The 11,082-nt window shown below is 36.1% G+C and carries 10 protein-coding genes; all 10 read right to left on the reverse strand.

The window, feature by feature from the left end; genetic code table 11:
- Nucleotides 1–8 precede the first annotated feature (8 nt).
- Nucleotides 9–887 carry a UTP--glucose-1-phosphate uridylyltransferase GalU gene (gene galU / locus ACN19N_RS15215; RefSeq protein WP_420001685.1) on the reverse strand — a complete coding sequence of 293 codons (879 nt, stop codon included), beginning with the start codon at nt 885–887 and terminating at the stop codon, nt 9–11.
- A gap of 11 nt (nt 888–898) precedes the next feature.
- Nucleotides 899–2,773, reverse strand: coding sequence for a polysaccharide biosynthesis protein (locus ACN19N_RS15220; protein ID WP_420001686.1), 1,875 nt, complete (start codon nt 2,771–2,773; stop codon nt 899–901).
- Nucleotides 2,774–2,922: 149 nt separating this feature from the next.
- A complete protein-coding gene (locus ACN19N_RS15225; RefSeq protein ID WP_420001687.1) occupies nt 2,923–4,098 on the reverse strand; it encodes a DegT/DnrJ/EryC1/StrS family aminotransferase in 1,176 nt (391 codons plus the stop codon).
- A gap of 30 nt (nt 4,099–4,128) precedes the next feature.
- A complete protein-coding gene (locus ACN19N_RS15230) occupies nt 4,129–4,788 on the reverse strand; it encodes a NeuD/PglB/VioB family sugar acetyltransferase (RefSeq protein WP_420001688.1) in 660 nt (219 codons plus the stop codon).
- Nucleotides 4,778–5,392, reverse strand: a complete 615-nt coding sequence (locus ACN19N_RS15235) for a sugar transferase (protein ID WP_420001689.1) — start codon at nt 5,390–5,392, stop codon at nt 4,778–4,780. Before ACN19N_RS15235 ends, ACN19N_RS15230 begins: the two co-directional genes overlap by 11 nt.
- A complete protein-coding gene (locus ACN19N_RS15240; RefSeq protein ID WP_420001690.1) occupies nt 5,385–6,602 on the reverse strand; it encodes a glycosyltransferase family 4 protein in 1,218 nt (405 codons plus the stop codon). The genes ACN19N_RS15235 and ACN19N_RS15240 overlap by 8 nt, the downstream gene beginning before the upstream one ends.
- A gap of 3 nt (nt 6,603–6,605) precedes the next feature.
- Complete coding sequence (gene wecB, locus ACN19N_RS15245) at nt 6,606–7,736, reverse strand: non-hydrolyzing UDP-N-acetylglucosamine 2-epimerase (protein ID WP_420001691.1); 1,131 nt, start codon at nt 7,734–7,736, stop codon at nt 6,606–6,608.
- Nucleotides 7,737–7,749: 13 nt separating this feature from the next.
- Complete coding sequence (gene wbjC / locus ACN19N_RS15250) at nt 7,750–8,862, reverse strand: UDP-2-acetamido-2,6-beta-L-arabino-hexul-4-ose reductase (protein WP_420001692.1); 1,113 nt, start codon at nt 8,860–8,862, stop codon at nt 7,750–7,752.
- 1 nt (nt 8,863) lies between these two features.
- Nucleotides 8,864–9,901: a polysaccharide biosynthesis protein gene (locus tag ACN19N_RS15255; protein WP_420001693.1), complete on the reverse strand. Its 1,038-nt coding sequence runs from the start codon at nt 9,899–9,901 to the stop codon at nt 8,864–8,866.
- A gap of 3 nt (nt 9,902–9,904) precedes the next feature.
- Complete coding sequence (locus ACN19N_RS15260) at nt 9,905–11,035, reverse strand: glycosyltransferase (RefSeq protein WP_420001694.1); 1,131 nt, start codon at nt 11,033–11,035, stop codon at nt 9,905–9,907.
- Nucleotides 11,036–11,082: the final 47 nt, after the last annotated feature.

Here is an 11,082-nt window from a genome sequence, read left to right on the forward strand (position 1 = left end):
CCCTAAAACTATAGGGCTAATTCTTGGATTAAGCCCTTAAACTCTACGCCCAATTTTGGATGCTCGATACCATAGTGTAATACAGCTTTTAAATATCCAAGCTTACTACCACAATCAAAGGTTTGTCCCTTCATACGGTAGGCTTCCACAGTTTCTTCTGATCGCTGCAATGCTGCAATCGCATCCGTGAGTTGGATTTCATTCCCTGCCCCACGGGGTGTATCTGCTAATAGACCCATAATCTGAGCGGGTAAAATATAACGTCCCACCACCGATAGGTTTGAAGGAGCTGTGCCGACAGCAGGCTTTTCAACAATTCCCTGAATCGTAATACTTTCACCTTCGTTCGGTGTAACTGCAACATCCACAATACCATATTGATCGACTAGATGATCAGGCACTGCTTCTACCATGATCTGTGCTGCTTGCGACTGTTCAAAACGCTGGATCATTAATGACAAATCATTATCAGAGCTTTGGTTCTTAACCAGTACATCAGGCAATAACACTGCAAAGGCTTCATCACCCACGATATCTTTCGCACATAATACCGCATGACCTAGTCCTAGGGGTTGTGGTTGGCGTACACTGACCACACTGACATGCTTCGGTAAAATATCAGTAATTTCTTTCAGCAGGTCAAATTTCTTTTTTTGTTCTAAAGTTGTTTCAAGCTCAAAATTACGATCAAAATAGTTTTCAATTGAAGCTTTTGAGGAATGAGTGACCAAAATAATTTGTTCTATACCTGCCTCAACTGCCTCACGTACCACATATTCAATTGCGGGACGATCGACAACCGTAACCATTTCTTTGGGAATAGATTTACTTGCTGGTAAAAAACGGGTGCCTAAACCTGCGACGGGTAAAATTGCTTTTTTGATCATACAATACTCTCTTAATTAACTCGTACTTCGCCGCTACGTTTATAGCCATCAACATAATATTCTAACTGACTTAAAGCCCAATCTACATCATGATCCACTGCTGTCATTTGATTGATTTTACTGAATACCAATTGAATCTCTTGTAACGGATAATGCTTTTCAAAAGAACGTAAAATACGAGTATGCTCTGTATAACCTGTGTTATCTTGATCGATGAGAAGTTCCTCGTAAAGTTTTTCTCCCGGACGTAAACCACTATAAGCGATTTCAATATCACCATCCATTGTGTTTGCTTCTCGAACTTTTAAACCACTTAAAGCGATCATTTGTCGTGCTAAATCCTGAATTCTAACAGGTTCACCCATATCGAGTAAGAACACATCACCACCTGAACCTAATGCCCCAGCTTGGATGACTAACTGAGAGGCTTCAGGAATCGTCATAAAATAGCGCGTTACATCAGGATGAGTCACCGTAATTGGACCACCTTTTGCAATCTGCTGTCTAAATAAAGGTACAACCGACCCAGATGAACCCAATACATTTCCGAAACGCACAATGCTAATCTGCGTATTTGGTTTCGTCTCAGCCACGGCTTGGCAATACAATTCAGCCATCCGTTTCGATGCACCCATGACATTAGTCGGTCTAACTGCTTTATCCGTTGAAATCAATACAAAGGTTTCCACGCCTTTTTTTACAGCGGCATTTAAACTATTTGCGGTTCCAATTGCATTATTTTTTAATCCAGCAATTGGGTTGCATTCTACTAAAGGTACATGTTTATAAGCGGCGGCATGATAGACTGTCTGCACATGATATTGTTCGATGATACGTTCTAATTTTTGTTGATCTTGTACAGTCCCTAAAATGGGAACAATGTCGCAACTGGCAGTTTGCCTTAACTCTTTATCAATATCATATAAGGCGAACTCAGTTAATTCATATAAAACCAGCATTTTAGGTTGATTTTTTATGATTTGTCGACAAAGCTCTGAACCAATCGATCCTCCAGCACCTGTCACCATAACAATTTTATTTTGAATATTTTTAGCCAATAAATGAGCAATAGGTGGAACAGGATCTCGTCCTAAAAGGTCGATAATATCAACCTCACGGATATCTGAAACTCGAATATCACCATCAACAAGTTTAGTTAGCCCTGGCAGTTCTGTGACTTTCACAAATGCTGGTTCTAGTTGTTGAATAATTTCACTTTTACGTACACGCCCCACAGAAGGTAAAGCAAGTAAGATTTCATCTATCTTATATTTTTTAAAATTCCGTAGTGCTTTCGCAGTGGAATAAACCTTTAAGCCACCTACAATTTGATCTTGTAATGAAACTTTATCATCAATAAAGAAAACTGGTGTATGGTCATCTGAGCGATGTAAAGCTGCTGCGATTTGCTGACCAGCATCACCTGCACCATAGATTGCAACCCTTTTACAACCACCATGAGTGTGCAAGGTCGCTTTCACAATAAAACGAATAAATGCTCGACTGCACCATATCCATGCAAACATCATAAAGCCGAACATAAATGGAATCGACATCGGGATATATGCATGACTAAATGCATTAAATCCATACAGTATTATCATCATACTGCATACAGCAAATGCCAGTTTGACAATAAAAACTTCATCAAATGTTCGAACAATAAAATGATAAACGCCTGTCAACAATAAGCTAATAATTGAAAAAAATGTGATTAAAATTACACCGTGGTTAAGTCCAGGTACAACTTCTGCCCCTAAATCAAATAAGCGAATGACATAACACAACCATAAAATCACAGGAAATGCGAATAAGTCTAAAAATACCAATAGAGCCTGTTTTGCTAGCCTTGGTGCTGATGCAAGCTGATAAATAATCTTTTTCACAATAATCTTCTAATTATCCCACTAAGCATGCGCACGTTATACGCAATTCTTCCACAAGCTGAAATGACGATCTTGCATTAATAATACAACGATAAAGCAAAAAGCTAATTTATGATTACCTGCTTTAAGCTCTATCGCCTATTCTCTCATCAATGATCTAAAACTTTCTTTAGTTTTTCAATCACATCAACAGTTTTCTTAATATTATCTTCGCTCAGTGTTGGATGTACTAAAAACATAAGGCTAGTTTCACCAAGCTGCTGGGCATTTTTTAAACGTTCTTCTGGTCGCCAATTCGTATTATCAAAAGCATGCTCTAAATACACTTCAGAACATGAACCACTATAACATGGTATGCCTTCTGCATTGATAAATTGCATAATCCGATCACGAGACCAGCCACTTGGTAACACATTTATATTAACTTGCACATAACATTTATATTGTGCATGTAGATAATCATCTGTTGGTCGATTTACAGTAAAATAATTAGAATGATCAAATGCTTTTAATATTTTATCTGCATTTTCAATCCTATTTTTCGTCCAATCTGGCATATAAGTGAGTTGAATGCGACCAATAACAGCTTGCATTTCCATCATACGCCAGTTTGTTCCAAAAGAATCGTGTAACCAACGGAATCCTGGTGGATGTTGTTTATTGTAGACACTATCGTAGCTTTTGCCATGATCTTTATAAGACCACATTTTTTTCCACAGGCTCTCATCGTTAGTGGTAACCATTCCACCTTCGCCACCTGTAGTCATAATTTTATCTTGGCAAAATGACCACGCAGCAATGTGACCGATAGAACCCGCAGGCTTACCTTTATATTTAGCACCATGCGCTTGAGCACAATCTTCAATAACATATAGACCCTTTTCAACTGCTAATTGCATAATTGGATCCATATCACACATCCAACCAGCCAAATGAACACAAATGATTGCCTTCGTATTTGGTGTTAATACAGCTTCTATCGTTTGTCTTGAAATATTTTGTGAATCTAACTCAACATCAGCAAAAATTGGATTCGCTCCGGCTGTAACAATCGAACTTGCTGAAGCTAAGAAAGTACGTGAAGTTACAATCACATCATCACCAACACCAATTTGTAATGCTTTCAGTGCAACATCAAGTGCAACAGTCCCGTTTGCTAGAGCAACGGCATATTTTGTACCAGAAAACGATGCAAATTCCTTTTCAAATTCACGGCATTCTTGTCCTGTCCAATAATTTACTTTATTCGAAAGCAATATATTTTTAACTGCATCTGCTTCTTTCTCTGTAAAGCTTGGCCATGGTTCAAATGCTGTGTTTAACATACTCTCATCCCTTTATATTGCTGATAAAATCTATTTTTTCTCTAAAATTCGTGCAGGATTTCCAACCACTGTGACACCAGCTGGAATACTCTTTGTAACGACTGCCCCCATACCGACCACCGCACCTTTTCCAATCACTAGAGGTTTATTTGGTATACCTTGCTTAATGATAGCGCCAGCACCAATATAAGCATGATCTTCAATGTGAACATTACCATTACATTTTACACTAGGTGCAAAAGTTACGAAGTCACCAATAATGCAATCATGTTCAACATAGCTATACAGATTTGCATGAAAGCATTTTCCAATTTTAATATTTGATGCAATCGTAACAAAAGGGCTTAATGCAGCACCATCTCCAATTTTAACCTGATCCATAAATACAGTATTATCAGCATGAACTGACCATAATTTAATGTTATCAATAGATAGCTGATTTGCAATTTTTTCTCTTATATGGCTATTTGCAATCGCAATAAGTACATATTTATTGGAGAAAGGTAATGCCTTGAAAGCTTGATAGTTTACAGCCAAATGACCATTAACTAATTGAGCATCTTGTAAACTATCATCGATAAAATAAAGATCTGCTTGAATACCTAAACGTTGCAAATGTTGCCGAGCTATAGGCATCAAGCTACGACCGCAACCAGAGGCACCATAAATTGCGAAAATACTACTGTTCATCACTTCTTTCCAAGTTCGAACCAGTAAATTTTGTCATTGTTGCTTCACCAGCTTCATTAATATCATCCTTAGCAATCACCTTTTTGACGGTTTTAAGCATAATTTTGAAGTCTAACCAAACTGATTGATTTTCTACATACCAAGTATCAAGTTTGAATTTCTCATCCCAGCCAATTGCATTACGACCATTAACTTGGGCATGACCAGTCATACCAGGACGAACGTTATGTCGTTTCGCTTGTTCATTATTATAAAGTGGTAAATATTCCATGAGTAATGGACGAGGCCCTACAATACTCATATCACCTTTGATAACATTCCATAACTCAGGCATTTCATCCAGACTTGTTGAACGTAACATTTTTCCAAAAGGGGTTAAACGTTCGTGATCAGGTAATGGATTCCCTTGTATATCAACTGCATCTTTCATCGTCCTAAATTTAATCATTTCAAAAGGTATCCCATTTAACCCTGGACGTACCTGACGGAAAAGAACTGGAGATCCTAGATTTTTTTTCACTTTATAAGCTACAAAAATATATAAAGGCGATAGAATTACCAATGCAATTGATGCAATCACAATATCAAGTAAACGTTTAAGCATCTTTCACCCTTTTGAAAATTTCAATAAATTGTTGTGTACCATAACTTAAAGATAATTTTTCATCATAAAACTGCTTAGCATTCAAACCTAATTGATGTTGTGCATCAGGAGGTAAATGATATATTTCCAGAATAGCAGTTTTAATATTATCAACATCCTCAGATCTTGCTACACGACCACATTGAGCTTCTTGTACAAGATCTGCTGCATCTCCAGATACAGCCATTAATAGTGGCTTGCCTATTGCCATATAGGCTTGCGTTTTAGATGGTACTGTAATTTCAAAAAGTGGATCGCGCTTAAGATGAACCAATAGCACATCTGCATAATCCAAGACGCCACCAACTTCAGACATTGGCAATCGAGGAATGAAAACTATATTTTCAATACTTTCATGAATTACCCTTTGTTTAAGTCGATCGGTTTCAGTTCCCGCACCCACAAAAACAAATTGTATTTTTGATTCTAATTTTAATTCTTTTGCAACATCCAAAATCGTATCTAATGATTGGGCTTTACCCATATTGCCAGCGAATATAATATTGAAACGATCCTTCAATAAATTCTGATAATCAACTTTGATTGGTTCTGCTTGTGTCAAACTGTTTTCATCACACCAATTGTAAATTACACTGACTTTATCTTCTGATACGCCTCTTTCAATTAATAACTTTTTAAATCCGGGGCATAAAACCACGATATGGTCAACATAAGAGTAAACTAAATGGCATACGCGGCCCACAATATTCAATATTTTCTGATTGTTGAGCATTCCCGTTGCTTTAAGCGTATCAGGCCACATATCCTGAATATCATATACAATAGGGATTCTTCTAAATAATTTAATGAAAATTGCAGCTAAGCCAACTGTTAACGGCGGATGATAAGCATAAATAACATCCGCTTTTTTAGTTGCAAAAATACCGAAAAGCAATGCCATAAAAGCAAAACTAATATAATTTAAAATCCTTTTTAACGCAGAGCTACCATGATCAGGAAATAATGCAACTCGTAAAACCGCAATTCCATCAATTTGTTCACGTTGGTACAATTTCAATTTATAACCATCATAAATTTTTCCTCCAGGATAGTTTGGAAACCCTGTTAGAACTTGTACTTGATGACCTTGTCGTTGTAGCTCCCTAGCAAATGCTAAACCTTTAAAAGTAGGTTCAGGATCAAACCATTGCGTTAAAAGAAGAATTTTCATTACTTAATATTTTTTCCATACCACGCGATTAACATAATCGGTATAGCTAATGATGATACGAACGACCTTATCACTTACATTTGGCATACTATAGTCTGCAACCAAGCGTAATAAACGCTCATCTCCACGTGCTTGAGATTCTAAAATCTCTAAACCTTGTAGAATCCGTTCATCTTTTAATCCCACCATCATCACAGCGGCTTCTTCCATGCCTTCTGGACGCTCATGTGCTTGACGTAAATTCAATGCAGGGAAATTCAAAATCGAAGATTCTTCATTGATTGTACCACTATCAGATAAAGCTGCTTTAGCTGAAAGCTGAAGTTTATTATAGTCACTGAAACCAAGCGGCTTTAATAATTGAACCAATGGATGAAACTCAATATTAAGTTGTTCAATACGCTTACGTGTTCTTGGATGCGTAGAAACGATGACAGGGAATTCATACTTTTCAGCGACTGCATTTAACATTTCCACAAGATCTAAGAAATTCTGATCAGAGTTAATATTTTCTTCGCGATGCGCACTCACAATAAAATACTGCTGTTCGTTCAAACCTAATCGTTCAAGAACATCTGATGCTTCAATCTTCGCCTTATAATGATTCAGTACTTCAAACATCGGACTACCTGTTTTGATGACTAAATCAGCAGGCAACCCTTCAGCCAACAAGTAATCTCGAGCAATCGTACTATAAGTCAAGTTGATATCAGCAGTATGATCTACAATTCGACGATTGATTTCTTCTGGAACACGCATATCAAAACAGCGATTACCTGCTTCCATATGGAATGTGGGAATTTTACGACGTTTGGCAGGCAGTACAGCCATACAACTATTAGTATCGCCAAGAACCAGCAATGCTTCTGGTTGTACTTCGTCCAAAATCTTATCAACGGTAATAATCACATTACCAATTGTTTCGGCACCTGTTCCACCTGCAGCATTTAAAAAGTGATCAGGTTTGCGGATCCCTAAATCTGTAAAGAAGATTTCATTCAATTCATAATCATAATTTTGACCTGTATGTACCAAAACATGATCAAAATATTGATCACATGCGGCCATCACTCGAGACAAACGAATAATTTCAGGACGCGTACCTACGACGGTCATTAACTTTAATTTTTTCACAACAATTCAACTCTTAATCTGTTATTGGCATTGCATAAGTATCAGGCTTACTACGATCAAAAATCTCATTTGCCCATAGCATCACGACCATTTCATCATCACCAATATTGGTAATGTCATGTGTCCACCCAGGTACTGTCTCAACAATCCTTGGCTCATCGCCATGTGTTTCGAGTTGGTAAAACTCACCTGAAACCACATGCTTAAATTTAAATAAAGCTTTTCCTTTAATCACAAGGAATTTTTCAGTCTTGGTATGATGATAATGCCCACCGCGAGTAATGCCTGGATGTGCAGTAAAATATGAGAACTGACCAGCATCAGGTGTCTTTAACATTTCAACAAAAACACCACGAGCATCGCCATATTTAGGCACACTGTAATCAAACTGTGTAGGTCTTAAAAAGCTTAAGTAAGTTGAATATAAAGCTCGCGTTAAACCTGTTCCGACTCGATCAGTAATTAACGTATCTCTCGATGCTTTAAAACCATTTAAAGTTTCAGCTAAATCACCTACAGTAATTTGATACTCAGGCTGGATTTGGAAAGTTTGGTCAACGGTAACTGAACCATTGATCATGTTCCAAAAGGTTTCAACAACATCATCAACATAGACTAATCGAATAAGAGCATTTGCATCATTGATTTGAAGTGGCAAATCATTTGCGACATTATGGCAAAATGTTGCAACAGCAGAATTATAGTTTGGACGCGACCACTTACCAAAGACGTTGGCTAAACGGCAAATGTAAACTGGATTTCCTTGTTCTGCATGCAATTTCTCAAGAGCTTGCTCACCACCAAGCTTACTTTTCCCATAAGCGTTATCCCGATCAGCTTGAATAGATGACGATAAGATAATCGGTGTTAATTTGTGTTCTGCTCTGAGTATTTGGGCTATTGTCTCTGTGAGCGTAACATTACCATCAATAAATTCACTTTCATTTAATGGGCGATTAACGCCTGCTAAATGAACAATCCAATCAGCAGCTAAAATAGAGTCTTTTAGTTCTTGCTCAGATGATTCCCGATGAATTTTTAAAACTTCAACTTCGGTTCTTTCAGATAAAAACTGAATCAAATTTTTAGCAATAAAACCATTTGAACCTGTTACCAAAACCTTCATATTAAGCCTCTGGATCTACATATTGCCCTTGTGTCAGTGCACGAATAAACTCTAACTTGAGTAGCAGTTTCTTCATGCCTTCTACATCTAATCGCTCGGTATTATGCGAATTATAATCTTCGAGTTCAGTAATTTTTAAATCACCATTCTCAACATATTTTTCATAATTAAGATCACGTTGATCTGCTGGTACACGGAAATACTCACCTTGATCAATTGCCACAGCCATTTCCTCACGGCTCAACAAAGCTTCAAATGCTTTCTCACCATGACGAGTTCCCATAATAGAAATCGGATACTCTTCAACATTTAATAGTTCTCGTAAAGCTTTTGCTAAAACCTCAATCGTTGCTGCTGGTGCTTTTTGAACAAAAATATCACCATTTTCACCATGCTCGAAAGCATATAAGACTAAATCGACAGCATCCTCTAACGTCATCATAAAACGAGTCATGTTCGGGTCAGTGATTGTTAACGGTTTATTTTGACGAATTTGATCAACAAATAAAGGAATCACAGAACCACGTGATGCCATTACATTTCCATATCGAGTACAGCTAATAACTGTATCTAAACCCTCTAAATTACGAGACTTAGCTACGATAACTTTTTCCATCATTGCTTTGGAAATGCCCATTGCATTGATTGGATAAACTGCTTTATCAGTACTCAAGCAGACAATTCTTTTAACATGATTTTGAATCGCCGCTTCAAGTACATTTTCTGTACCAATTACGTTTGTTTTAACAGCTTCCATTGGATGGAATTCACAAGAAGGGACTTGCTTTAACGCAGCAGCATGATAAATATAGTCCACACCACGAGTAGCATTTAAAATACTGTTATAATCTCGTACATCGCCAATATAGAATTTAAGCTTAGATGACTGGTATTTCTTACGCATATCATCTTGCTTTTTTTCATCTCGGCTAAAGATTCGAATTTCTTTTATATCAGTTTCTAAAAAACGCTTTAAAACTGCATTACCGAATGATCCAGTACCACCTGTGATTAATAATGTTTTACCTTGAAATAACATTTGTCAAACCTCAATATTCTGTTGAATAATTTTTAAATACTTGGATGCACGGTCTGCTGCAGAAGAAAAACTTAGAGCATGTATTTTTGCTTCATCAAGATTAAAAATATTTTTGCTATAATCACTAAAATAATCAAATATTTTGAATGCTATATCATGATAATCTTCAGGATTAAAATAAATCGCATAATCAGAGCAAATATCACGGATAAAGCTCCTATCTGAAGCAAATAAAGGTTTACCCATCACCATGGCTTCTAGTGGCGTAACGGAAAAACACTCCAATAAACTTGGGAAAATAACTCCATCCATTTGTTGGTAGAATGAGGGGCATTGATCAGGTGTCAAAGAACCAACAGTAGATACATATTGTTTAAAAAAAGAGTTTTTTACAGACCATTCCGATTCATTCAGAGTTACATAAAAACGGACTCTCAAATTATATTTCTTATCCAATAATTTAGCCACATATGGTAGAATATCAAGATTTTTATGAGGATAATCTCTTGTAACAATACCTAATAATATTTCAGAATTGTTACTTTCTCTAGGTATAAAAATTGATGACCATTTATTTTTATCAAGATATAAAGATGATATAGAGTTGTAAACAACTGAAATTTTATTATTATTAATACCTTTATATTTATTAAGGGATCTTTTTACATGTTCTAATTCAACTATATAATGGTCAGCTCTTAAGAAAAAAAGCCATTGAAGATAAAATTTTATTTTAAGAATATTTCTACTAAAGAATGGCATTTTTCTAGAAATAGGATTATCAAAATTGGTAATCCAAGATTGTGCAAAACCAACAATTTCTTTTTTTGCTTGACATCTAAAATAATTTGGACCAAAAACTGTAAAAACTAACTTATAGTTAGCTATTTTGCTATTCAAATCAGAAAAATAAGATCTTATTCCATAAGTATTAGCAACAACATAATCCCCAAATATATTTATGTCTACTTGGAGATATATAAGACCTTGATGTACTTCACTAGAAACCCAAATATGAATATTTTTAAACTCTTTATTAAATTTAGATAATTCGAATAAAAAAGATATAGCTACTTGAACTCCACCACCATTATGCAAATTAGATGCGTTTATAAGAATCAAATTATCATTCATAACTATATTTACACCAACTTAATTTAAATAGATTGAAAATATCCAAC

Origin of the sequence: Acinetobacter sp. LF10 (assembly GCF_048585715.1) — a bacterium.
GTDB lineage: Bacteria > Pseudomonadota > Gammaproteobacteria > Pseudomonadales > Moraxellaceae > Acinetobacter.

What these genes read in the sequence shown, in the direction of transcription:
- galU (WP_420001685.1), bottom strand. Translation starts at nt 887, where the DNA reads ATGATCAAAAAAGCAATTTTACCCGTCGCAGGTTTAGGCACCCGTTTT.
- ACN19N_RS15225 (WP_420001687.1), bottom strand. Translation starts at nt 4,098, where the DNA reads ATGTTAAACACAGCATTTGAACCATGGCCAAGCTTTACAGAGAAAGAA.
- wbjC (WP_420001692.1), bottom strand. Translation starts at nt 8,862, where the DNA reads ATGAAGGTTTTGGTAACAGGTTCAAATGGTTTTATTGCTAAAAATTTG.
- ACN19N_RS15235 (WP_420001689.1), bottom strand. Translation starts at nt 5,392, where the DNA reads ATGCTTAAACGTTTACTTGATATTGTGATTGCATCAATTGCATTGGTA.
- ACN19N_RS15230 (WP_420001688.1), bottom strand. Translation starts at nt 4,788, where the DNA reads ATGAACAGTAGTATTTTCGCAATTTATGGTGCCTCTGGTTGCGGTCGT.
- ACN19N_RS15255 (WP_420001693.1), bottom strand. Translation starts at nt 9,901, where the DNA reads ATGTTATTTCAAGGTAAAACATTATTAATCACAGGTGGTACTGGATCA.
- ACN19N_RS15260 (WP_420001694.1), bottom strand. Translation starts at nt 11,035, where the DNA reads ATGAATGATAATTTGATTCTTATAAACGCATCTAATTTGCATAATGGT.
- ACN19N_RS15240 (WP_420001690.1), bottom strand. Translation starts at nt 6,602, where the DNA reads ATGAAAATTCTTCTTTTAACGCAATGGTTTGATCCTGAACCTACTTTT.